Annotated in this window: 24 protein-coding genes, 1 pseudogene and 2 riboswitches; of the genes and pseudogenes, 22 read left to right on the forward strand and 3 right to left on the reverse strand. The window is 41.9% G+C overall.

Annotated features, from left to right (window positions below):
* From LJD61_RS02950 to wecB, 16 genes are all read left to right on the forward strand, one after another.
* The coding region (locus tag LJD61_RS02950; RefSeq protein WP_255226025.1) for an S-layer homology domain-containing protein at positions 1 to 1,363 on the forward strand (1,363 nt) is incomplete at its 5' end.
* A 194-nt stretch (positions 1,364 to 1,557) separates the two neighbouring features.
* A riboswitch (cyclic di-GMP riboswitch) is annotated at positions 1,558 to 1,633 on the forward strand.
* 39 nt (positions 1,634 to 1,672) lie between these two features.
* A riboswitch (cyclic di-GMP riboswitch) is annotated at positions 1,673 to 1,748 on the forward strand.
* A gap of 14 nt (positions 1,749 to 1,762) precedes the next feature.
* The gene (locus LJD61_RS20445) at positions 1,763 to 2,554 is read left to right on the forward strand and encodes a transglutaminase-like domain-containing protein (protein WP_255226026.1); all 792 of its coding nucleotides are present in this window, start codon (positions 1,763 to 1,765) and stop codon (positions 2,552 to 2,554) included.
* 100 nt (positions 2,555 to 2,654) lie between these two features.
* On the forward strand, positions 2,655 to 3,422 hold the full coding sequence (locus LJD61_RS02960; RefSeq protein ID WP_255226027.1) for a tRNA threonylcarbamoyladenosine dehydratase: 768 nt from the start codon (positions 2,655 to 2,657) through the stop codon (positions 3,420 to 3,422).
* Positions 3,423 to 3,741: 319 nt separating this feature from the next.
* On the forward strand, positions 3,742 to 4,644 hold the full coding sequence (locus LJD61_RS02965) for a DUF1385 domain-containing protein (protein WP_255226028.1): 903 nt from the start codon (positions 3,742 to 3,744) through the stop codon (positions 4,642 to 4,644).
* A complete protein-coding gene (gene prmC, locus LJD61_RS02970) occupies positions 4,638 to 5,510 on the forward strand; it encodes a peptide chain release factor N(5)-glutamine methyltransferase (RefSeq protein ID WP_255226029.1) in 873 nt (290 codons plus the stop codon). The genes LJD61_RS02965 and prmC overlap by 7 nt, the downstream gene beginning before the upstream one ends.
* A gap of 6 nt (positions 5,511 to 5,516) precedes the next feature.
* Entirely contained in the window at positions 5,517 to 6,584 is a 1,068-nt protein-coding gene (prfA, locus tag LJD61_RS02975; protein ID WP_255226030.1) for a peptide chain release factor 1, read from the forward strand.
* Positions 6,585 to 6,972: 388 nt separating this feature from the next.
* On the forward strand, positions 6,973 to 8,112 hold the full coding sequence (locus tag LJD61_RS02980; protein ID WP_255226031.1) for a cation:proton antiporter: 1,140 nt from the start codon (positions 6,973 to 6,975) through the stop codon (positions 8,110 to 8,112).
* Positions 8,113 to 8,192: 80 nt separating this feature from the next.
* Entirely contained in the window at positions 8,193 to 8,579 is a 387-nt protein-coding gene (locus LJD61_RS02985) for a P-II family nitrogen regulator (protein WP_255226032.1), read from the forward strand.
* Positions 8,580 to 8,721: 142 nt separating this feature from the next.
* The gene (locus tag LJD61_RS02990) at positions 8,722 to 9,471 is read left to right on the forward strand and encodes a ZIP family metal transporter (protein ID WP_255226033.1); all 750 of its coding nucleotides are present in this window, start codon (positions 8,722 to 8,724) and stop codon (positions 9,469 to 9,471) included.
* A 137-nt stretch (positions 9,472 to 9,608) separates the two neighbouring features.
* The gene (locus LJD61_RS02995) at positions 9,609 to 10,652 is read left to right on the forward strand and encodes an L-threonylcarbamoyladenylate synthase (protein ID WP_255226034.1); all 1,044 of its coding nucleotides are present in this window, start codon (positions 9,609 to 9,611) and stop codon (positions 10,650 to 10,652) included.
* A gap of 4 nt (positions 10,653 to 10,656) precedes the next feature.
* A complete protein-coding gene (locus tag LJD61_RS03000) occupies positions 10,657 to 11,139 on the forward strand; it encodes a low molecular weight protein arginine phosphatase (protein WP_255226035.1) in 483 nt (160 codons plus the stop codon).
* Between the two features lie 305 nt (positions 11,140 to 11,444).
* On the forward strand, positions 11,445 to 11,903 hold the full coding sequence (gene rpiB, locus LJD61_RS03005) for a ribose 5-phosphate isomerase B (RefSeq protein ID WP_255226036.1): 459 nt from the start codon (positions 11,445 to 11,447) through the stop codon (positions 11,901 to 11,903).
* Positions 11,904 to 12,241: 338 nt separating this feature from the next.
* Positions 12,242 to 12,880, forward strand: a complete 639-nt coding sequence (gene upp, locus LJD61_RS03010) for a uracil phosphoribosyltransferase (protein WP_255226037.1) — start codon at positions 12,242 to 12,244, stop codon at positions 12,878 to 12,880.
* Between the two features lie 175 nt (positions 12,881 to 13,055).
* Positions 13,056 to 13,529: a deoxycytidylate deaminase gene (locus LJD61_RS03015; protein WP_255226038.1), complete on the forward strand. Its 474-nt coding sequence runs from the start codon at positions 13,056 to 13,058 to the stop codon at positions 13,527 to 13,529.
* A 368-nt stretch (positions 13,530 to 13,897) separates the two neighbouring features.
* The gene (locus LJD61_RS03020; protein ID WP_255226039.1) at positions 13,898 to 14,956 is read left to right on the forward strand and encodes an MraY family glycosyltransferase; all 1,059 of its coding nucleotides are present in this window, start codon (positions 13,898 to 13,900) and stop codon (positions 14,954 to 14,956) included.
* Between the two features lie 52 nt (positions 14,957 to 15,008).
* Positions 15,009 to 16,160, forward strand: a complete 1,152-nt coding sequence (wecB, locus tag LJD61_RS03025; protein WP_303740644.1) for a non-hydrolyzing UDP-N-acetylglucosamine 2-epimerase — start codon at positions 15,009 to 15,011, stop codon at positions 16,158 to 16,160.
* Between the two features lie 76 nt (positions 16,161 to 16,236).
* Here the strand turns inward: wecB and LJD61_RS03030 are convergent, their stop codons facing one another.
* Both LJD61_RS03030 and LJD61_RS03035 read right to left on the reverse strand, forming a co-directional pair.
* Complete coding sequence (locus LJD61_RS03030; protein ID WP_255226041.1) at positions 16,237 to 16,398, reverse strand: aspartyl-phosphate phosphatase Spo0E family protein; 162 nt, start codon at positions 16,396 to 16,398, stop codon at positions 16,237 to 16,239.
* Positions 16,370 to 17,152 (reverse strand): annotated as a pseudogene (locus LJD61_RS03035) (GGDEF domain-containing protein). The gene LJD61_RS03030 and the pseudogene LJD61_RS03035 overlap by 29 nt, the downstream one beginning before the upstream one ends.
* On the opposite strand from LJD61_RS03035, the gene LJD61_RS03040 reads away from it, so the two are divergent.
* Complete coding sequence (locus LJD61_RS03040) at positions 17,124 to 17,459, forward strand: helix-turn-helix domain-containing protein (protein WP_255226042.1); 336 nt, start codon at positions 17,124 to 17,126, stop codon at positions 17,457 to 17,459. The pseudogene LJD61_RS03035 and the gene LJD61_RS03040 overlap by 29 nt on opposite strands.
* 507 nt (positions 17,460 to 17,966) lie before the next feature.
* The gene (locus LJD61_RS03045; RefSeq protein WP_255226043.1) at positions 17,967 to 18,722 is read left to right on the forward strand and encodes a YwmB family TATA-box binding protein; all 756 of its coding nucleotides are present in this window, start codon (positions 17,967 to 17,969) and stop codon (positions 18,720 to 18,722) included.
* Positions 18,723 to 18,742: 20 nt separating this feature from the next.
* On the opposite strand, the gene LJD61_RS03050 is transcribed toward LJD61_RS03045, so the two are convergent.
* Positions 18,743 to 18,898: an aspartyl-phosphate phosphatase Spo0E family protein gene (locus LJD61_RS03050; protein WP_255226044.1), complete on the reverse strand. Its 156-nt coding sequence runs from the start codon at positions 18,896 to 18,898 to the stop codon at positions 18,743 to 18,745.
* A 203-nt stretch (positions 18,899 to 19,101) separates the two neighbouring features.
* On the opposite strand from LJD61_RS03050, the gene spoIID reads away from it, so the two are divergent.
* The 4 genes from spoIID to mreB all read left to right on the forward strand — a co-directional run bounded on the left by spoIID (position 19,102) and on the right by mreB (position 22,606).
* Positions 19,102 to 20,070, forward strand: a complete 969-nt coding sequence (gene spoIID, locus LJD61_RS03055; protein WP_255226045.1) for a stage II sporulation protein D — start codon at positions 19,102 to 19,104, stop codon at positions 20,068 to 20,070.
* Between the two features lie 218 nt (positions 20,071 to 20,288).
* Positions 20,289 to 21,062 (forward strand): M23 family metallopeptidase, encoded by a 774-nt coding sequence (locus tag LJD61_RS03060; protein ID WP_255226046.1) that lies wholly within the window; start codon positions 20,289 to 20,291, stop codon positions 21,060 to 21,062.
* A gap of 82 nt (positions 21,063 to 21,144) precedes the next feature.
* Positions 21,145 to 21,399 carry a sporulation transcriptional regulator SpoIIID gene (spoIIID, locus tag LJD61_RS03065; RefSeq protein WP_255226047.1) on the forward strand — a complete coding sequence of 85 codons (255 nt, stop codon included), beginning with the start codon at positions 21,145 to 21,147 and terminating at the stop codon, positions 21,397 to 21,399.
* Positions 21,400 to 21,577: 178 nt separating this feature from the next.
* On the forward strand, positions 21,578 to 22,606 hold the full coding sequence (gene mreB, locus LJD61_RS03070; RefSeq protein ID WP_255226048.1) for a rod shape-determining protein: 1,029 nt from the start codon (positions 21,578 to 21,580) through the stop codon (positions 22,604 to 22,606).
* Positions 22,607 to 22,720: the final 114 nt, after the last annotated feature.

The following is a 22,720-nucleotide window of genomic DNA, read 5'->3' on the forward strand; positions in this document are numbered from 1 at the left end:
CGGATACAAGGTGAAGGATAGTCAGCCTGGAAGCTTGACAGTAAGTGCAAATGCTGCCAACAATGTTGAAACAGTATACTATGTAGTAGACGAAGAGCAGTGGCATAACGTGAATTATAATCCTAATGAAGGTGCTGGAACAATGTTAGATCCTAACAATCCATACCTTACAGGAACAGAAGTAACAGTTTTAACGAATGGATTTACCAATCCTGTTGGATATCACTTTAAATATTGGATGGCACAAGGGTATGAATATGAACCATACAGGGCAAGCCAGGTGCCGGAAGCACCTGAATTCCAAAGTGGAGCATATTATCCTGGAGATAAATTCAAAATGCCACAATATGATATAACCCTTATAGCACAATGGGCACTAAATGAATACACCATAACTTATCAAGCAGGACCTAATGGAAGTTTAGCTGGTGGAACAAGAATAGACAAGATATTACATGGAGAAATCTATAAAGAAGCACCAACACCTGTTGCAAATTCCGGATATTATTTCAGTGGCTGGACTCCAGCATTACCTGGAACTGATGATAAGGTAATGGGAGATAAGACCTTTACTGCTAACTTTACAAAAAAATCAGACCCACCAGAAAAGCCTGAAAGGCCAGATAAGCCAGATAAGCCGGATAAACCAGATAAGCCAGATCAGATAGTAGTGATTCCTGATGAGCCGATTCCTGCAGGCTTGCCGCAGTTGAATAAGGGAGATCACTTCCAATACATTCAAGGTTATCCTGACGGCACAGTAAAGCCTGAAGGCTATATCACCAGAGATGAAGTTGCTGCAGTATTTTATAGGCTTCTGACCGTTGAATACAGAAACAGTATAAAGACTGATGCTCATAAATTCTCTGATGTAGCGAAAAACAGATGGTCAAATATACACATTGCTACTTTGGCTAAAGGTGGAATAGTTACAGGCTATACTGATGGAACCTTTAGACCGGGTAACTATATCACAAGAGCGGAAATGGCTGTAATTGCTTCGAAGTTTGATAAGTTAAGTCCTTTTGAAAGCGATAAATTCTCAGATATTGCCGGACATTGGGCAAATAGATATATCAACTCCGCAGCAGAAAAAGGATGGATAAAAGGCTATTCTGATGGAACTTTCAAGCCGGATCAATATATCACCAGAGCTGAATTCGTAACCTTAGTCAACAATGTATTAGACAGAAGAGTTGCCATAGGTGAGATATTGCCAGAAGCCAAACAGTTCCTGGATTTGCCTGAATCCAAGTGGTATTATGAAGCAATGCAAGAAGCAATCAATAGCCACAATTACTATAGACTGGATAACGGCTATGAGGATTGGACAGATATTTATTATCCAGAATTGGAAATGTAGTAAAATGAGTAAAAGCGAAGGGGACAAGTGATTTGCATTGTCCCCTTCGCCTCATAAATGCAATAAATCAGAACGCAAATAAAGTGATATAATTGTGCAGAAAATTCACAAAACTTGTCCAAATGATTATTTACAATTAAAATAGTTATGGTATAATAAAGATAAATAATTGTATAATTTAAACATCAGCTGATAAGCGATAATAGCAAACCTCGGGAAACTGGGGGACGCAAAGCTACAGGGCCTGTAAAATGGCAGCCAGCTACCGAAAGATTAGTTTTTTTATTTCCGCTATAGCTGATAACTCTCAAACGATAATAGCAAACCTTGGGAAACTGGGGGACGCAAAGCTACAGGGCCTATAAAATGGCAGCCAGCTACCGAAAGGGGTCGTTTTCAGTGAAAAATATTAGATTTATTGCAATGTTGATTATAGGTGTTATGCTATGGAATCCCATAGCTGTAGATGCTTCTTCGAATATTGCTATCGATACAAAAAAAGCAAATGAAGGCGTAGTTAGAATCTCTTATACGGGAATCAACAAAAAAACCAAGGTTATGGTAGAAAAGGGTTCTGCAAAATATTACTATGATCTGCAAAAAGAAGAAGATTTTTTTCCTCTTCAGCTTGGACAAGGCAGCTATACCGTATCCGTGCTGGAGAATACTTCAGGCATCCAATATAAGGTTATGGCCAAGAAAAGCTTCAAAGCTGATATAACTGAAGAGAATTTAGTATATCTCAAATCCACTCAGCCGATATTGTGGAGTGAAGACATGGCCGCTATAAAGCTTGCTGGGTCTCTGACACAGGATGAATCAAATGACGAAAAAATTGTACAAGCTTTATATGAATATATGATAAATAATATCAGCTATGATTATAATAAGATGGACAAGCTTAGCACAAACTATACTCCTGACATAGATACAATATTGAAAGACGGCAAAGGAATATGCTATGATTATTCGGTTTTGTTCGGAGCTATGCTGAGAAGCAGAGGCATACCGGCTAAGTTGATAAAGGGTTACAAAAATGATATCAGCGTATATCACGCGTGGAACGAGGTTTACATGAACGGAAGCTGGAAGATCATAGACACAACCTATGATGCAATGAAGAATAAGACTGGGACAAGCTATAGCATGTTCAAAGCCCAAAGTGATTATAATAAGTCAAAAGAATATTAAATCTCTGCATATATGACGCAAAAACCGCTTTAATAAAAAGGCGGTTTTTGTGGTATAATGGGACAGAAATAATTTAATCAGATTGGAAGGACGAAACAGTATGTTAAACGAGTTCTCAAGGACTGAGCTGCTGCTTGGCAAGGAAGCGATGGAGAGATTACAAAAGGCATCAGTTGCCGTATTCGGCATAGGCGGGGTAGGTTCTTTTTGCGTGGAAGCCCTCGCCAGAAGCGGTATCGGAAGTTTTATCCTTATTGATGATGACAAGGTATGCCTTACAAATATAAATCGCCAGCTGATTGCTACAAGAAAGACTGTGGGCAAGCATAAGGTTGAGGTGATGAAGGATCGCATCCAGGAAATAAACCCAAGAGCCAAGGTTGAAATACATCAGACCTTTTATACAGAGGATAATGCGGATAAATTTGATTTCTCCGGCTGCTCTTATATTGTTGATGCGATAGATACGGTTTCGGCAAAGCTGACGCTTATTCAGCGTGCAAAGGCGGCAGGCGTGCCCGTTATCAGCTGCATGGGTGCAGGGAATAAGCTGGACCCTACGCGCTTTGAGGTGGCAGATATATATGAGACCTCTGTTTGCCCTCTTGCTAAAGTGATGCGGCATGAGCTTAGAAAGAGGAATATCCAATCCCTCAAGGTTGTATATTCCAGGGAAGTCCCCATAACACCCATGGATGATGAGGCCAACAGCTGTAAGCATAATTGTATTTGTCCTCCGGATACGAAGCGAAAATGTACCGTAAGACGTCAGGTGCCCGGAAGCATTTCATTCGTTCCGTCGGTGGCGGGGCTCATTTTGGCCGGAGAAGTGATCAAAGATTTAGCATGCAAAAGCATTCTATTGTAATCCATAAACAGCTAATATATAATAGATTAATGATGAAAAATGCGAATAAAGAGGAGGCGGAAACCACTGAAAGACACGGAATTTTTCACGGAAAAACACTGAGGGCTCGATAATATTAAACTTATGTGTGAATCCGTAGCGTGTCATTCTGAACGCTAGTGAAGAATCTTAAGTATTCCACCAGGGTCAAAGATCCTTCGCTGATGCTCAGGATGACAGGCTTAGCTATAACTTTTCTTACCCATTTCGTGTCCTTTCGTGTCTTTCAGTGGTTTGCGTTCCCCTATGTTGCGTTATTTATAGATTGTGAGGAATTGAAATGAAGAAAACAAGCATTGGCGGCCAGGCCGTAATAGAGGGGGTCATGATGAAAGGACCCGAAGATATTGCCATAGCCGTCAGAAAGCCGGATGGTGAAATTGCTCTCAAAAAAGAAAAGCTTAAAGCAAATAGAAAAAAAATATCCAAGATGCCTATCATTCGGGGGATGTTTGCATTTATTGATTCTATGGTAATCGGTGTTCAGGCCCTTACTTTTTCAGCGGAATTTTTCGAGGAAGAAGAGGCAAAGGAAGAAAAGAAACCCTCGAAGCTGGATGAATTTATGGAAAAGAACATGATAGCGATAGCCGTATTATTGTCCATAGCTTTTTCTACAGGCTTGTTTATACTGCTTCCTACGCTGGCCGTGAGCCTGCTGGGCAAGGTATCAAAGACCCCGCTGCTCATGAATTTGGTGGAGGGTGTTGTAAGAATAGCTATTTTCATAGGCTATATTGCTCTTATATCACAGATGAAGGATATAAAAAGAGTCTTTGAATATCACGGTGCAGAACACAAGACCATATTCTGCTATGAAAACGGGGAAGAGCTTACTGCTGAAAATGTCAGAAAGTATAAAAGGCTGCACCCGCGATGCGGTACCAGCTTCTTGTTTATCGTTATGATAGTGAGCATTCTGCTTTTTTCCTTTTTCCGATGGCCCAGCCTGCCTGTGAGACTGATAACCAGGATTCTCCTACTCCCTGTGGTGGCAGGGATATCCTATGAGATAATAAAATGGGCAGGAAGAAGCGATTCAAAGCTTGTATGCGCTATATCCGCTCCCGGCCTGTGGCTGCAGAAGATCACCACAAGAGAGCCTGATGACAGTCAGATTGAGGTAGCTATTACAGCCTTGAAGAATGTTTTGGTGGAAGATAAGGAGGCTGACCTGTGGTAGAGCATACCATCAGAAGCCTGTTAAGAGAAGGTGTGATTTTGCTCCGGGAATCCGGATGCCCCAGCTATATCCTGGATGCAGAATTGATTTTATGTCATATACTTGATATGAAAAGGATAGATATCATAAAATACAGGGACAGGGTCCTCGGTGAAGAAGAGGCCGTGGATTTTTTCAGGCTTGTGGAAGAACGCAAGAAGGGAAAGCCTATACAGTACATTACAGGCTGCCAGGAGTTTATGGGCATTGATTTTTGCGTCCGCGAGAATGTGCTCATACCGAGGCCTGATACGGAAATCCTTGTGGAGAAGACTCTGGAGCTTTTAAAAGGCAAAGAAAAGCTCCGTATTGCAGATGTATGTACAGGCAGCGGCGCCATAGCCGTAAGCCTTGCTTATTATATTCCTCATGCTTATGTTTATGCTGCGGATATTTCCGAGGATGCGCTTGAATGCTGTAGGCGGAACATTGAGAGGCATCAGCTGGGGAGAAGGATGAAGCTGCTCCGGGGAGATTTGCTGGAGCCGTTATTTGAGGAAGGTCTGGAGGGAAAGTTAGATGCATTGGTTTCAAATCCTCCATATATATCAAAAAAGGATATGGATAGTCTCCCAACCGGCGTCAGATGCTTTGAACCCCACTTAGCGCTGTACGGGGGAAGGGAAGGCATGGATTTTTATATCCGGATATTGAAGGATGCTGATAAGCTGTTGAAAAAAGGGGGCTTACTGGCTTTTGAAATAGGATATGATCAAGGCCGTGCTTTAAAAAAGATTATCCAGGATCATGGAATCTATAAGGATGTCCGGATAGAAAAGGATCTTGCCGGATTGGATCGCATTGTATACTGTTATTTGGAGGAGTAAGTAAAAATGTATGATAAGCTTGAATTTATAGAAGAAAAATATGAGGATTTGAGCCACAAGATAAGCGACCCGGAGATAATAGGGGAACAGAGCTTGTGGAAAAAGCTAGTAAAGGAGCATTCCGATCTGGAGGCCTTGGTTCAGAAATTCAGGGAATACAAGTCTGTGCTGAAGGGTATTGAGGATTCAAAGGAAATGCTCAATGAAGAAGAAGATAAAGAATTGATAGAGATGATCAAGGCTGAGATTTCCGAGCTGGAAGCTAAGAAGCCGGCTTTGGAGGAAGAATTGAAGATCATGCTGCTGCCCAAGGACCCAAATGACGATAAAAACGTTATTGTTGAGGTAAGAGGCGCAGCAGGCGGAGAAGAAGCAGCCTTGTTTGCCGGGGATTTGTTCAGGATGTACACAAGATATGCAGAGAGGCAGGGCTGGAAGGTTGAGATGCTGAGCTCAAATCCGACGGACATAGGCGGCTACAAGGAAGTAATCTTTGGGATAAACGGCAAGGATGCCTATAGCAGGCTGAAATATGAAAGCGGAGCCCACAGGGTCCAGAGAGTCCCGACTACTGAAGCAGGAGGCAGGATACACACCTCCACTGCTACGGTGCTTGTAATGCCGGAGGCTGATGATGTGGACTTTGAGCTGGATATGAATGATGTGAGGATAGATGTTTTCAGATCCAGCGGTCATGGCGGACAGAGTGTAAACACTACAGACTCGGCCGTCAGGGTTACTCACATCCCTACGGGCACAGTAGTATCCTGTCAGGATGAGAAGTCACAGCTAAAGAACAAAGAGAAGGCATTAAAGATATTGAAATCCAGACTGCTGGATGCGGAGATAGAGAGACAAAACGCAGAGCTGGCCAGCAACAGAAAGAGCAAGGTAGGCACGGGGGACAGAAGTGAGAGGATACGAACCTACAACTTTCCTCAGGGCAGGGTCAGCGACCACAGGATAGGGCTCACCTTGTATAAGCTTGATGCTTTCATTGACGGAGATCTGGATGAGATGATCGATGCGCTTATAACCACAGACCAAGCTGAAAAACTAAAAAACGAAGAATGATCATCAGGTTCTAGGGTAAAGTATATATGCAATGATTTTAATGCAATAACCTTGTTGTCCTAACTGATAAAAGAGTGCATTGTGAAGGGGCTTAGAGTTTGTTAGCGCAGTATAGGAAAAGTTGCGTCAACTGTTTGAGCCAAAGCGAGTTTTGACGCAACCCTATGCAAGCTTACAAACTCTTAGCTTCGAAGCTCTGCAATCGTTATCAGTTAGGACAACAACTTATTGCAATGGAGTCATGCATATTATTTTTTTTGCAATTTTTCCTGCATGTTTACTTGTTAAAGAATTTTAAGGCTTCAACTAATGGCATTTGTAATTTTATCATTAATAATTATAATAGGGATATAACGCTAAAAATTAACACAAATAAGGGGTTGAGACTATGATGTTTTTATTGCAGCTTTCGGTGGTTCTGACCGCTGCAGCTTTGGGAGGTTATATATGTAGAAGATTAAATCAGCCTGCAGTTTTAGGACAGCTCATATTCGGTATAATAATAGGGCCTTCCCTGTTAAATATAGTATCACCGACAGAAACCTTTATACACATGTCGGACTTAGGGGTAATACTGCTGATGTTTATAGCAGGACTGGAGACAGATCTGGATGAGATGATAAAATCGGGTAAATCGTCTCTAATAATTGCCATAGGGGGAGTTATTGCTCCCATAGTGCTTGGAATAGCCGCCAGCAGCTTATTTGGGAATCCTATAGAAGAAGGATTTTTTATCGGGGTAATCTTAGCGGCTACTTCAGTAAGTATAACCGTAGAAACTTTAAGGGAAATCGACAAGCTGAAAACAAGACAGGGCATAGCTATACTGGGAGCGGCAGTCATAGATGATGTAATAGGTATAGTGCTCTTATCGCTGGTTACAGGCTTGGTAAAGCCCGGTGCCGGTCAAAGCTTTTTTTTGGTGCTGGCGAAGCTCGTAGGGTTTTTTATATTAGCCTTTGTAATAGGCTTATTCATAATAAGATTCTCAAAAAAATATTTTACCTCGAAAAATACCAGTCAGCATATAGCTGTCATAGCTCTGATATTCTGTTTGCTATTCGGCTTTGCAGCTGAAGAAATGGGAGTGGCAGCAATTACAGGGGCATATCTGGCAGGAATGATATTATCAGCCACACCTTTTAGGCATAAGGTATCCTATAGTATACAGGAGTTGGCCTACCTTCTCCTGACACCTATATTCTTTGTTGTAACAGGCATGAAGGTTGATATAAGCCATATGCTTAACGATTTGCCCTTCGGCATGGCGCTTTTGCTTGCAGCAGTGCTGGGCAAGCTCATAGGCTGCGGAGCAGTTGCCAAGTTCTTAGGATTCAACAAAAAAGAATCTCTGCAGATAGGCATAGGTATGATACCCAGAGGAGAAGTGGCTTTGATAGTAACGGACATCGGATTGAAGCTGGGAGTTGTGCCTACAGGGCTTTTTGCCGCCATTATTTTTATGATACTGGCTACGACAGTTGTGACACCGCCATTTTTGAAAAAGTCTTTTGAAAAAGCAGCATGATTTGAAAATTAATGCTGATATTTATGAAGAAAGGTAGTAAAATTATGATAGATAATAATAATCAAACTGGAGGTGCTCGCATGTACGCATTATTCGCAGTTTTCAATAAAGCCGAGTGCTTGAATGAGATATTGAAAAAAATGAAGGATATTGGTATCACAGGGGCTACTATAATTGATAGCGTTGGGGCCGGTAAGCTTCGAAGGAGCATAGGAAAGGAGATACCTCTTATAGGAGGTTTCATGAAATCCCTCGATACAGATATAGCCAACAATAAAACACTTTTTACTGTGGTAGAAAGCAGAGAAAAATTGAACAAAGTCATGGATGAGATAGAAAAGATCTGTGGAGGAGATATGTCAAAGCCTGACACGGGCATTATGTTTGCTGTCCCGATCACAGCTTCAAGAGGAGGCAGTGTCAGCAGAGTAAAGGAAGATGGGCCTAAAACCTACAGGGCCGAGTGATTTTTCAGGGGCCCCTTTCATCGTTTGGCGCATCATATGGCGTTCTTTTTTTATCTCCGGAGGAATACAATATACAGGTGACATTCTGCAGCAAGGAATGGCGAAACACCTTGTCAGAGAGGATTAACCTGGAGGTAAATTTATGAACAGGATATTGGCCGTTACAATAATAGGATTTATATCCGGAATGGTGGGCACCGGAATCGGGGGTGTCATAGTCTTTTTTTTAAAAAATCCTGGCAAGAAATTTATGGGAACCCTCCTGGGATTTACAGGAGGAATAATGCTGGCTGTAGTATGCTTTGATTTGATGCCTCACGCCTTTGAAATAGGTGGTATGATCATAGGATTCGCAGGAATACTATTTGGTGTAGCAGCGGTTTTTCTGGCGGATATAATCATGCCGGAGGTTCCTGAGATGAGGAGCGTTTCAGCCGGGTTGGACAGTACATTGATAAAGAGCGGCATATTGCTGGGCATTGGCATAGCCCTGCACAATTTTCCCGAAGGCCTTGCCATCGGCTCCGGTTTTGCTGCAGGGAATTCAATGGGATTGAGTATTGCCATAGTCATGGGCTTGCATGATATGCCTGAGGGAATAGCTATGGCGGTGCCCTTGAGGATCGGAGGCTACAACAGGCTGAAAATAGTGTTCTATACGATTGTAGCAGGCATACCCACAGGCATAGGGGCGTTGATCGGAGCCTTGCTGGGAGAGATATCCCCGGTATTTGTATCTCTGTGCCTAGGCTTTGCCGGCGGCGCAATGCTTTATATAACCTGCGGAGAGCTTATACCCAAGACTCAGACCCTATATAGGGGAAGAATCCCGACGATAGGCATGCTGGCCGGCATACTTATTGGACTTTATATTACAATGATATTAGGCTAGAGGGCGGGGAACACGGATTGACACGGATTTGCACTGGGGTTTATATTTTATTAGCTCGGGTGACTTTGTAGTTTTTTATTGTTCTTGAAGGATTTTTGTGATATTATATTTGTAGTTTTAACGCAGGAGGAAGTACTGTGAAAACAAAAGTCTACTATTTTGAGGATAAAAATATAAATGAAGAAGCCATTGATGAAGCGGCAACGGTTATAAGACAAGGCGGCACCGTTATTTTTCCTACTGAGACAGTTTACGGACTAGGTGCCAATGCCCTTGATGAAAAATCCGTGAGCCGCATTTTTGAAGCCAAAGGCAGACCTTCTGACAATCCATTAATTGTACATATTTCCAATTATGATATGCTCCTCTATTGTATAGGGGAGCCTTTGTCTGAAAAAGCACAAAAACTTATGGCCTTTTTCTGGCCCGGACCCCTCACCATAATATTCAAAAAATCAAAAGCCATACCCAAAGAGGTAACTGCAGGATTAGATACTGTGGCTATCAGGATGCCTGATGATGAAATTGCTCTGGGGCTTATTGAAAAAAGCGGAGTACCTATTGCAGCTCCCAGTGCCAATATTTCCGGCAAGCCGAGTCCAACTGCGCCGGAGCATGTTATAGCCGACATGGACGGCAAGGTCGATGTTATATTGTGCAGCAGGGGCACAAGAGTTGGGGTAGAGTCAACTGTCATAGATATTTCCGAAGATACGCCTGTGGTATTGAGACCGGGTGGAGTAACCCTGGAGGAGCTTCGCAAGGTATTGGGAGATGTGGAAACAGATAAAGGACTCGAACCGGGGAGCATCCCAAAGTCTCCCGGTATGAAATATACCCACTATGCTCCCAAGGCACCGATGGCAATAATCAGGGGAGATGAAGCCAAAGTCAGGGGAAAGATTTTGGAGCTTGCAAGTAAAGACCGGGATAGAGGACTAAAGGTTGGAATATTGACAGTGGATGAGGACAAGGACAGTTATCCAGGATATAGCGTTATATCCATAGGCAGCAGAAGGGACAGCGCTCAGGCGGCCCATAACTTGTTTAATGCGTTAAGGGAATTTGATAAGCTTGAGGTGGATACCATATATGCCGAAGCAATAAGCGAAGAATATCTGGGGCTGGCGGTTATGAACAGAATGAAAAAAGCCGCAGGTTTCAATATCATTGAGGTGTAAAGATATGTTCAATGTACTTTTTGTATGTACCGGCAATACGTGCAGGAGCAGCATGGCTGAAATACTATTTAAAGAAATGTTAAAAAGGGAGAATCTGGATGGTAAGGTAAGGGTGAGATCCTCAGGTACTTCTGTATATATTTCTCTGCCTGCATCAGATAATGCTATAGAGGCTGTAAAAGAGCTTGGTATGGATCTTACGGGACACAGGTCTCAAAAGCTGGATATCGATATGCTGCGGGAAGCTGATCTGATACTGGCTATGACCAGGGCTCATAAAAGCCATATACTGAATATAATGCCGGATATAAAGGACAAGGTGTTTACTCTGATAGAATATGCAACTGGCGGTGAAGAAGGAGATATTTCGGATCCCTTCGGTTATGACCTTGACACCTATAAGCAATGCAGAGATGAGATAAAGAAGTATCTGGAAATAGCCATCGGAAAAATAGGCAAATGGGCAAATCGGCAAATGGGCAAATAGGGGAGACGGGGAACACGGATTAACACGGAAAACCTCACGGATTTTCACGGAGGGATTGTGTGTAGGGAACAGTCTTGACTGTTCCGCTAAGGAAGACGGCAACCACTGAAAGACACTAAAATTACACAAAAAACATTAAGAAATAATTTAACAAATATGCAGTATCGATAAACTGTCCTTTCCGTGAAATTTAGTGAATCCTTTCGTGACTTTTAGTGGTTTCGTTCCACCTGACCCTAAAGGAATACCCAAAATCCTGAGCTCTGAGTTCTGAATTCTGAGTTCTATTCAAAGGAGGCGATTTTGTGAAAGTTGTTATTGCCAGCGATCATGGCGGATTTAGACTGAAACAGGAAATAATGAAGCAATTGGAAAGCAAGAGCATCGAATACGAAGACTATGGTGCATATTCTGAGGAATCTGTGGATTATCCGGACTACGGACATAAAGTGGGAGAAGCAGTGGCTTCGGGAAAATTTGACAGAGGCATAGTGATATGCGGCACCGGCATCGGCATATCCATAGCAGCCAATAAAGTGCCGGGGGTAAGGGCTGCACTGTGCGGAGACTGTTTTTCAGCCAAGGCATCGAGGGAGCACAATAACGCTAATGTATTGGCCTTGGGAGAGAGAGTGATAGGCGTGGAATTGGCCAAGATGATAGTGGATATCTGGCTGGAAACAGAGTTTGCGGGCGGAAGGCACGAAAGGCGAGTCAATAAAATAAGCGATATAGAAGAAAAGTACAGGCAGATGGGCAAATAGGCAAATGGGCAAATAGAGGAGGCGGGATGACGGAGGGATTTGAATTCAAGGTGTATTATGGGTGTCATCCTGAGCGGGAGCGAAGGATCTCAGACCCCAAGAGAATACTTGAGCTTATTTATATGGATTATACATATGGGCAATAGATTCTTCACTATGTTCAGAATGACAAGCCTAGCTTATAAGAATAACTGGCCGTGTAATTTAGTGCAACCTTCAGTGTTATTCAGTGGTTTCCGTAAAAACCCAAAGACCCCAACGGCTTACCCTAATACCAGAAGCTAGCGGCCAGCGGCTGACCCTAAAGGAATGCCCCATAGAAAAAAAGGAGGAAGAGTATGAAAGAATATAGCAATGTACATGTGATAAACCACCCGATGGTGCAGCACAAGCTGACGATTTTGAGGGACAAGAATACAGGCGTTAAGGAATTTAGAGAAGTTGTAGAGGAGCTTGCACTCTTTATGGGTTATGAGGTTACGAGAAACCTTCCTTTAGAAGATATAGAAATTGAAACTCCCATATGCAAAACTACGTCAAAGGTTATATCAGGGAAAAAACTGGGAATAATTCCTATATTGAGGGCCGGATTAGGCATGGTAGATGGGCTTTTGAACCTTGTGCCTACGGCTAAAGTAGGGCATATAGGGCTTTATAGGGACCCTGAGACCTTAAAGCCTGTTGAATATTACTGCAAATTGCCTACAGATGTGGCAGAAAGAGATCTTATCGTGCTGGATCCCATGCTGGCCACAGGAGGCTCCGCAATAGCAGCCATAACCTTTCTTAAGGATAAAGGGGCCAAGAGCATAAGGCTGGTTAACCTTCTGGCAGCTCCTGAAGGAATAGATGCTGTAGTAAGCGCTCATCCCGATATAGAGATTTATGTGGCTGCAGTGGATGAGAAGCTCAATGATCACGGCTATATAGTACCGGGCCTCGGAGACGCCGGCGACAGATTGTTTGGAACCAAGTAGAGAATTAAGGGAGGCGGAAACCACGGAAAGACACTGAATTTTCCACGGAAAAACACGGAAGGGTTTTTATAAGGGCAACATGGATATACGAAACACGTACAAAAAAATAAACAAACTTTTCGTGAAATTTAGTGAAAGTTTCAGTGACCTTCAGTGGTTAAAAAAGGATAATGCTATGGAAAATGATAGGAATAGACCTTCATGGGATGAATACTTCATGGAAATTGCAGAATTGGTGAAGAAGAGGTCTACTTGTCTGAGAAGAGAAGTAGGCGCTATAATTGTTAAGGACAACCGTATATTATCTACAGGCTATAACGGGGCGCCGAAAGGGCTGAAGCATTGCCGTGAAACAGGCTGCATCCGAAGCGACCTTAATGTTCCTTCCGGTGAACGCCATGAGTTATGCCGCGGGCTTCATGCGGAGCAAAATGCTATAATTCAAGCCGCTGTGTTTGGCGCAGCTATAGATGGCGCCACAATATACATCACCCTGTTCCCATGTGTGGTTTGTACAAAAATGATAATAAATTCTGGTATAAAAAGGATAGTTTTGAGGGAAGCTTATAACGATCCTTTGTCAATGAAAATGTTGGAAGAATCGGGGATTACTGTTGTAAAAATGCCGGAGACCACTGAAAGTGACTGAAATTTTACGGAAAAAACGAATATGTTTATTATATCAAGCAGGGAACAGTCTTGACTGTTCCGCAAATCGCAGCATAATATTTAAAGTAAATAAAAACATTCCCCTGTCATTCTGAAGGAGCAAAGCAAGTGAAGAATCTTAAATAAGATCCTTCTGGCAAAGCCTTCAGGATGACAATGGAGCTGGATTTTCATAGGAATACCAATTTTAAAAAAGAAAAATTTACATAACGATATTTTTAAAAAAGAGTAAAAAATAATACGGGGAGAATTGATAAAACCTGAATAATACAAGTTTGACTTTAAATATCATTTGTTTTAAAATGAAAATATTGGACAGATTATACTATAATACCCGGGAGTGATAAGATGAAAGACTTGTTCATGGCTTTTGCCGCTTCGGCTGCTTTCGCATGTGCTGCAACTCCATTTGTTAAGCGTTGGGCAGAAAAAGTAAAAGCCATAGATGTACCAAAGGATAATAGAAGAGTTCACAAAAAACCCACTCCTTTATTAGGTGGATTAGCTATTTATTTTGCCTGCCTTATGAGCATACTCCTGTTTGTTCCTCTGAACGAAAAGGTTTTAGGCATATTGGCAGGTGCAACCATGATAGTAATATGCGGGTATTTTGACGATATTAAGTCTCTCTCGCCAAAGACAAAGTTTGCAGTCCAAATAATTGCAGCTATTATCGCCATATATTGCGGTGTCAGAATAGATAGATTCACCAATCCTTTGTATTTTATTTACAAGGCCAAATGGATAGAACTGGGAATATTTGCTTATCCTGTAACATTGCTATGGATTGTGGGACTTACCAATGCCTTCAATCTTATTGACGGCCTTGACGGATTGGCGGCAGGAGTATCCGCCATATCATCCGTGACTCTTTTGACAGTCGCTATGCTTGTAGGGCCGGAGCAGCCCTATATACTAATAATGACTGCAATACTTGCAGGTGCAACTTTAGGGTTTTTACCTTACAATTTCAATCCTGCCAAGATATTTATGGGTGATACGGGAGCGCTATTTTTAGGCTATATGCTCTCTGTAATATCTGTAATGGGAGTTTTAAAGAGTGCAACTGCTTTATCTATACTGGTTCCTATCTTTGCGATGGGATTGCCTATATTTGATACCTTGTTTGCCATGATAAGAAGGTTTGCCAGCGGCAAATCCATGGTGGAAGCGGATAAAGGACATTTGCATCACAGGCTGCTGGCTAAAGGCTACAGCCAAAAAAAGGCAGTGCTGACCCTTTATTCGGTTAGCGCAATTTTGGGTATAGGAGCCATAGCTTTAGTGGAAACGAAGCTTAAGACAGCATATATACTTGTATTTGTGGTTTTTCTTTTGGCCTCTATGGGGGTAAAATATTTAGGGTTATTAGATGCAGGAAAGGGCAAAAACAAACTTGATGCATAAAAATAACAAAAAAATAGCACGGCCTCAAAATGGCTGTGCTTTTTTTAGGAGGTTGCATATGATAAAAATTCTTTCCATATTTGGAACCAGACCCGAAGCCATAAAGATGGCCCCTCTTGTAAATTTCCTTCAGGGAAGCGAAAGCTTCGAGTCTGTAGTATGCGTTACTGCACAACATAGAGAGATGCTGGATCAGGTGCTGGATATTTTTCGGATAAAGCCTGATTTTGATTTGGACATAATGAAAAACAGGCAAAGCCTGACGGATATCATGGTAAATGCATTAACCGGATTGGATAATGTTATAAAAGAAGTGCAGCCGGATATGGTATTGGTGCACGGAGATACTTCCACTACCTTTTGTGGAGCCCTAGGCGCTTATTATAATAGGGTGCAGCTGGGTCATGTTGAGGCAGGTCTCAGGACCTTCAATAAATATTATCCCTATCCGGAGGAAATGAATAGAAAGCTTACAGGAGCGCTGGCGGACACACACTTCTCTCCTACCGGCAATTCAAAAAATAACCTGCTGGCCGAAGGTGTTTCAGAAGACAGCATATACATAACGGGCAATACGGTGATAGATGCCCTAAAGACTACAGTCAGAAAAGATTATGTTTTTAATAATCCGGTGCTTAAAGCGCTGGATTTCGGCAAAAGAATAATAATGGTCACGGCTCACAGGAGGGAGAACCTGGGCGGACCTTTGGAGAATATATGCCTTGCGTTGAAGGACATCATTGAGAATTATAAGGATACTGAGATAGTTTATCCTGTCCATATGAATCCTGCAGTGAGGGATACAGCATTTTCAATCCTTGGGAATCAGGACAGAATTCACTTGATAGACCCTATAGATGTGCTGGAAATGCACAACCTGATGGATAGATGCCATCTTGTTCTCACGGATTCGGGAGGACTTCAGGAAGAAGCCCCGTCCCTGGGCAAGCCGGTTTTGGTCTTGCGCGGCGAGACGGAAAGGCCTGAAGCAATCGAGTTCGGTACACTGAAGCTGGCAGGAACGGAACGAAAAAATATATATGATATGGCAGCTTTATTGCTGGAGGATGAAAAAGAATATCAGAAAATGGCCAATGCGGTAAATCCTTATGGAGATGGTTTTGCCTCGGAGAGGATAGGAGAGAGCATTTTGTATCATTTCGGAGAGAAAAAGGAGAGACCGAAGGATTTTATGCCTAGATAGCGGCAACTGAGGCAGAACTGATAATTGCGGATAATTTAAAAAAGCAATGTATATATAGAAGCGGTGCAAACCGCTTCTATTTTTCCTTTGCCATCTGCAAGTATTTTACGATCAGCTTGTCCAGCTCCATGCTGGCCTTCAATATTCTTTCTTCATCCTTGCTGTCTATAGCTTCATGCAAAAGCTCCCTGAACTTTTCAATCTCCCGTTTATAATGCTCCGATGGTATCATGCTCATTTTCACCGCCTATGGTAGATATGGAATTTTTTATTTTCTTTGCATTATATAATGCCTTGTCCGCCATACCTAATAAAATATCCGGCTTGATGTACTTATCAATACTCGCTATGCCCATGGATACGGTGACATTGATATTATTGAACGATGATGCTTCAATGAGCGCTCTTATCCTCTCGCACAGAACATAGGCCTCATCTTTGCCTGTATCAGGCAGGATCAAAACAAACTCCTCTCCGCCTCATCTTATTGCGATATCATGGGCACGTATATTGCTTTTTATCATATCTGCAATGCTTTTCAAGACCTTGTCACCTGCTAAATGACCCCATGTATCATTGATGTTTTTGAAAGCATCAATATCGATAATAGCCAGAGATAAATGAGAATTTTTGTTTTCCAGCCTATTGATTGCATTTATAATTTTTTTATTATACTGCTGCCTGTTATATAACCTGGTCAGACAGTCCGTGCAGCTTATAACCTTCAGCTTATGAATTTTAATGCAGAAATATAAAAGTGTGAGGATTTGAAGGATGATGAGCAGCAGATTGATGATTTTTAGATGCACCATTTTCATGAGTTCAGCAGCCCCCCTATGCAAATGTGTTAGCAATATTTTACACCAAATGTATGCTAATTGCAAATGATTAATAGAAGCAATTGGCATATTTAGATGAAGCCGGGTTTTCGATAGAGTTATAGTAACAAAGGAGTGAGAATAATTGGAGCATGAAGTTGATAATAAGGGCATTGGGGAAAGAATCCGAAAAGAAAGAGAAAAGCTGGCGCTCACTCGGGAGAAGCTCGCAGAAATTATTGATCTCTCTCCTCTCTATATCGGTCAATTAGAGCGTGGAGAGAGACAGATGAGCTTGAACACACTTATGAAGATTTCCAATTGCTTTCACGTTTCTACCGATTATTTGCTGAAAGGAAAAGATGCAGCCAATATCAATTACGGTGAGCAAAAAAGTTCATTGATCGATAGATGCTCTGAAGAAGAGATGTCAATAATCGAAGATATGATAAGAGTGATCCTGCCTCATATAAAAAAATAACATCAGGCAAATGGGCAAATAGGCAAATGGGGGAGACGGGTAACACGGATTAACACGTAAAACCTCACGGATTTTCACGGAGGGATTTTATTTCAATGTGTATTGCGGGTGTCATCCTGAGCGGGAGCGAAGGATCTGAGACCCTATAGGAATACTTAAGCCTATAACGAAAGCATTTCCTGTCATTCTGAAGGGGCAAAGCACCTGAAGAATCTTAAATTAGATCCTTCGGGCATAGCCCTCAGGATGACAACGAAGCTGGATTTTCATAGCAATGACAGCTATGTTTTATATATAGCCGTGTCAATCCGTGTTCTCCGTCTCCTTCTGACCCCAGCGGCATACTCAAAGCTAGAGGCCAGAGGCTAGAAGCTAGCAGCTAGTAACTGACCCATAAGGAATACCATGGCTTTCGAAATCTGAGTTCTGAGCCCTAAATCCTGAATCCTATATTGTATATCTCCCCCTATAACTGGCAATAATCCTATTAGAGGGGGATGAAGTGAAGTGAAAACAAGAAAAAATTCCATCATCGCTTTAAACATTATTTTAATATTGGTATGCGGCTTCATATGTAAGGATGCAAGCTATGCATCAAAGAACGAAGAGCTTATACTCTCATGCTTTGAGCTGTCAAAGGCCGATATAGAAGAAGGTTCTCTATCAGGCTGGACTGTTATGGATGAAACCTTTATGGATGAGCAGGGACTGAATTCTAAGCTTGATGCGCTGATACCCGGATTAGGCTTCGGTGAAAGCGATATAAAAAAAGAGATCCAGACTGCCGCAGATATGAGCAAGGCAGTCTTATACGCAAAGAAGGGTTCGGGTACATATCATATAGTTGTTGAATCCATGAGAAACGATGATGGAGAAGAAAAAAGCTATTGCAGCTTCAGAGCAATATATAACGGGACCTATGCTGATATCATACAGGATAAATATTTTGTCGAAAAAGTATTTCTTGAAGCAGGTATGCCTATAAAGCTTGATATGCTGATAACAGGAAGCTATGAAGAAAAGATAGCCAAAGAACAAGTAGAGGTCCTTGTTAAAAAACTGTTGAACCATATCAAAGCTTATGAGGTTGAAAGCATGAAGGACGAAGAAACAATAAGCGTCGCAGCTTACAGCAGCCAAGTGGGCGGCTATATATACTCGAGAGGCAGGAAGGTCAATGTTCAAGTAGCAATGCGATATAGCGAATATAGGGATAAAACCTATCTTTTGATCGGATCTCCTGTTATTCCTTTTGAATATTAACACAACTTATTTTTTCTGTGCTAATCCTTTTTGACGTTTTCCAGATCGCATAAAATTTTGTCTAATTCCTGACTGAATCTCAGAACAATGTCGCTGTCAATTCCATATTGTTCAATCAAATCATGAAGCTTTGCTCTCATGATTTCTATTTTTTTATAAAGATCGATTTTTGTCATTATGTTTCCTCCCGGAATTTCATAAACATTTCAATTCTAATACATAAGACGATAATATTCAATAAAAAGCGCCCGATATACTTCGGCAAATAATCATACAATCATACACATTTCGACTGTCAAAAGAAAACAGTCATAATTATTTATTCCCACAAATAGTATAGACATATAACAGTCAAAAGCTGGTTTGGAGTGGTGTATGTATGAAGAGGTATTCATTTAGCATTGTTTTATTGCTTTTTTTGATTTTCGCATTGCCTGTAATAATAATAAGCTGTTTCAAAAAAACCCCTAAAGAGCTAAAAACGGAAAGCCAGTTGTATGTGAATGTCTATGACAGCAAGTCAAGCCAGCTGGTGGAGATAGAATTTGAGGAATATATTGAAGGCGTTGTGGCAGCAGAAATGCCTGCAAGCTTTCATATTGAAGCCTTGAAAGCCCAAGCTTTAGCAGCCAGAACTTATACCTTGCTGAGGATGGTGAGCTATGGGGGAAATGGCTGCACTAAGCATCCGGGGGCTGATATATGTACAGAACCCGCCCATTGCCAGGCTTATAGAGATCCAAAGGCTCTGGGAAAGGCCTATAAGAAGATTCATGAGGCAGTTGCTTCCACTAAAGGAGAGGTTATTGTATATGAAAACGGGCTTATAGATGCGGTTTTTCACTCCACCAGCGGAGGCATTACGGAGAATTCCGAGGATGTATGGGTAAACAAGGTACCGTATCTGAGGAGCGTGCTGAGCCAATATGAAGACCATTCTCCAAAGCTCATAAGCACGAAAAATATCAGTATTGATGAATTTGTATCGGGCATGATGTCTTTGGACAATACAATGAAATTGGATAAGAAAAAATTGGCGGGCCAAATTCAAATAATTGAGAGGAGCAGCGGAGGAAGGATATTGAAGATGAAGGTGGGCAACAGGTATTTTAAGGGGAGGGATCTGAGGGATCAATTTGCATTGAATTCTTCAAACTTTACTATAGATGTCAATAAGAATGATATAAGCTTCGCAGTTGTCGGAAACGGCCATGGCATAGGAATGAGCCAATATGGAGCCGATGGCATGGCACAGCACGGCTCGACCTATAGAGAAATAGTCAAGCACTACTATACAGGCGTGGAAATCGCGCCGATGGAAAGCTTCCGTAAGGACTTTGAAGATTAATATATCTAAGCGAGAATATTGTGGAGCATCTTAGATTTTGTTAATGAAACACAGCGACCGCAGTTTCAATTGTTTGAGCGTTAGCGAGTTTTGAAGCTGCAGCGTAGTGAATTTACAAAATATTAGGTGCGTAACTTTAATTGGAGTGTGATATTTAATCGCATTTTATTGTATTTTTTTTCAAACCTCTGGCAATAATACTGGTGGAGGTGTAACAAATGAAATTTGATGAGTTTTTCTCGAAGCGCAAAATTTATATCCCTGTTGTAATCATAATAATAGCAATGTTGGCGACGGTGGGCGCATGGCAGTATAGGAATTACTTGGACAACAAATATTCAGGCATGGATTTTGAAAAAGGGCTGGATGAGTTTGAGGATTTGGATGAAGAACTGGATTATTCAGACAGAGGCATCAGTATTGTAGAAGAGGATACGGCAGAAAAAGCGGAAAATAAGGGACAAGATATTAAAGAAGTAAATGGGAGTCAACCCTCCAAGCCCAGCATTTCAGAGGGCAAAAAAGTTGATAAGGCTGTTACGGCGATAAAGATGCAGGAACCCAAGGTTGAAACGATGCTGGCTCCTGTATTCGGAACCATATGCCTGGATTTTTCGGACAGCGATCTTCTTTACTCAAAAACTCTGGATATGTGGACTACTCATGAAGGTCTGGACATAAAAGCTGAAGAAGGCAGCCAGGTGAGGGCTGTGATGGATGGAATAATATCAGAAGTAACGAACGACCCTCAATGGGGCATGACTATTGCAATAGATCATGGAGGCGGCATAACAACGATATACAGCAACTTATCAACTCTGGATATGGTCACTATAGGCCAGGAAGTCAAAAAAGGCGATGTGATCAGCGGCATAGGCAGGACTGCAATAATTGAGATAGCGGAGGAGCCCCATCTCCATTTCGAGATAATGAAGGGTGATAAGAATTTGGATCCCAAGCTTTATTTGCCTAAACAATCTTTGAAACGATAGGGGTGTGAGCTTAATAAATGTTCTATATTGATGAAATTCAGCATATGAATGTAAAAAAGACACAGATAAGGGGGTATATTAATTGAAGGATTACATCGAAGAGAGAGCGCTTGAAATAGCAAAGTATATAATAAGCAGCAGGACGACTGTCAGAGATGCAGCCAAAATATTTGGTGTAAGCAAGAGTACAGTACATAAGGATGTTACCGAAAGACTGCCAAAAATCAATCCTGTGGTAGCTCTTCAGGTTAAGGAAATAATGGATAAGAATAAGGCAGAAAGGCATATAAGAGGCGGAAAAGCAACAAAGATGAAATATCAAACCTTAAATGTATAGCCCCCGCTTTGACTGTAAAGCTCCGGTAGTAAAATTGAGGCCGGAGCTTAAATTTTGTCCGATAAAGAGGATTTTTGTATTTTATATAGAAATATATACGCTGGACTATTTGAAATTAAGGAATAGACTCGATAATTAATCTTCATAAATATATATTTTTTTAATGGAGGTATTTTGGATGTTTGGTGGACAAGATTTGGGTATAGATTTAGGTACGGCCAGCGTTTTGGTGTACATAAAGGGGAAAGGGATTGTACTGAATGAACCTTCCGTGGTAGCCATTGACAGGAATAACAATAAGATTCTTGCCGTTGGAGAAGAGGCAAGGCTTATGTTGGGCAGGACACCGGGGCATATAGTGGCAGTAAGGCCTTTGAGAGACGGCGTAATATCTGATTACAATGTTACTGAAAAAATGCTCAGATATTTTATTGATAAAGCTATAGGAAAGAGGAAAATATTTAAACCCAGAATGGTTGTGTGCGTTCCCAGCGGAGTTACCGAAGTTGAAAAAAGAGCTGTAATAGACGCTGCTAATCAAGCCGGGGCCAAAACCACGAAGCTCATTGAGGAGCCTATAGCCGCAGCGATAGGAGCAGGGCTCGACATCTCAAAGGCAAGCGGAAACATGATCATTGATATCGGCGGAGGCACCTCGGATATTGCTATTATTTCACTTGGCGGTATTGTGGTTTCTTCCTCCATCAAGGTTGCGGGGGATAAGTTTGACGAAGCTATAGTAAGATATATGAGGAAGAAGCATAATGTCATGGTGGGAGAGCGCACAGCAGAAGATTTAAAGATAAAAGTGGGCACTGCATACCCCAGAGATGAAGAAGTAAAGATGGAAGTCAGAGGCAGAAACCTCATATCAGGGCTTCCCAAAACAATAGAGGCTACGGCTGAAGAAATGCTTGAGGCATTGGCTGAGCCCGTATCTGCCATTGCAGATGCGGTACATTCTGTATTGGAGAGAACTCCGCCGGAGCTTGCAGCGGATGTCAGCGATAGAGGTATCGTTATGACAGGAGGAGGCTCCTTGCTTTATGGATTAGACAAGCTTATTTCCAAGAGGACAGGCATACCGGTATATATAGCAGAGGACCCTGTATCCAGCGTTGCGCTTGGTACGGGAAAAGCACTGGAATCCATAGATTTGCTTCAAACATCAGACCTGAACTCCAACAGAAGGATAAGCAGTTACTAGGCCGGAGGCTAGAACTCAGGATTCAGAGCTCAGAACTCAGGAGATTAGGGTTGGGCTCTGGGGTCTTGAAGGCCGGAGAACGGAAACCACTGAAAGACACGGATTTTTTCACGG

The sequence above is a fragment of the Lutispora saccharofermentans genome (genome assembly GCF_024363565.1).
Classification (GTDB): Bacteria; Bacillota; Clostridia; order Lutisporales; family Lutisporaceae; genus Lutispora; species Lutispora saccharofermentans.

Bases quoted from the DNA above. Each gene is read 5' to 3' on its own strand.
- LJD61_RS02960 (WP_255226027.1), top strand. From the start codon at position 2,655: ATGTTAAACGAGTTCTCAAGGACTGAGCTGCTGCTTGGCAAGGAAGCG.
- LJD61_RS02965 (WP_255226028.1), top strand. From the start codon at position 3,742: ATGAAGAAAACAAGCATTGGCGGCCAGGCCGTAATAGAGGGGGTCATG.
- prfA (WP_255226030.1), top strand. From the start codon at position 5,517: ATGTATGATAAGCTTGAATTTATAGAAGAAAAATATGAGGATTTGAGC.
- LJD61_RS02980 (WP_255226031.1), top strand. From the start codon at position 6,973: ATGATGTTTTTATTGCAGCTTTCGGTGGTTCTGACCGCTGCAGCTTTG.
- LJD61_RS02985 (WP_255226032.1), top strand. From the start codon at position 8,193: ATGTACGCATTATTCGCAGTTTTCAATAAAGCCGAGTGCTTGAATGAG.
- LJD61_RS02990 (WP_255226033.1), top strand. From the start codon at position 8,722: ATGAACAGGATATTGGCCGTTACAATAATAGGATTTATATCCGGAATG.
- LJD61_RS03000 (WP_255226035.1), top strand. From the start codon at position 10,657: ATGTTCAATGTACTTTTTGTATGTACCGGCAATACGTGCAGGAGCAGC.
- upp (WP_255226037.1), top strand. From the start codon at position 12,242: ATGAAAGAATATAGCAATGTACATGTGATAAACCACCCGATGGTGCAG.
- LJD61_RS03015 (WP_255226038.1), top strand. From the start codon at position 13,056: ATGGAAAATGATAGGAATAGACCTTCATGGGATGAATACTTCATGGAA.
- LJD61_RS03020 (WP_255226039.1), top strand. From the start codon at position 13,898: ATGAAAGACTTGTTCATGGCTTTTGCCGCTTCGGCTGCTTTCGCATGT.
- LJD61_RS03030 (WP_255226041.1), bottom strand. From the start codon at position 16,398: ATGAGCATGATACCATCGGAGCATTATAAACGGGAGATTGAAAAGTTC.
- LJD61_RS03050 (WP_255226044.1), bottom strand. From the start codon at position 18,898: ATGACAAAAATCGATCTTTATAAAAAAATAGAAATCATGAGAGCAAAG.
- spoIID (WP_255226045.1), top strand. From the start codon at position 19,102: ATGAAGAGGTATTCATTTAGCATTGTTTTATTGCTTTTTTTGATTTTC.
- LJD61_RS03060 (WP_255226046.1), top strand. From the start codon at position 20,289: ATGAAATTTGATGAGTTTTTCTCGAAGCGCAAAATTTATATCCCTGTT.
- mreB (WP_255226048.1), top strand. From the start codon at position 21,578: ATGTTTGGTGGACAAGATTTGGGTATAGATTTAGGTACGGCCAGCGTT.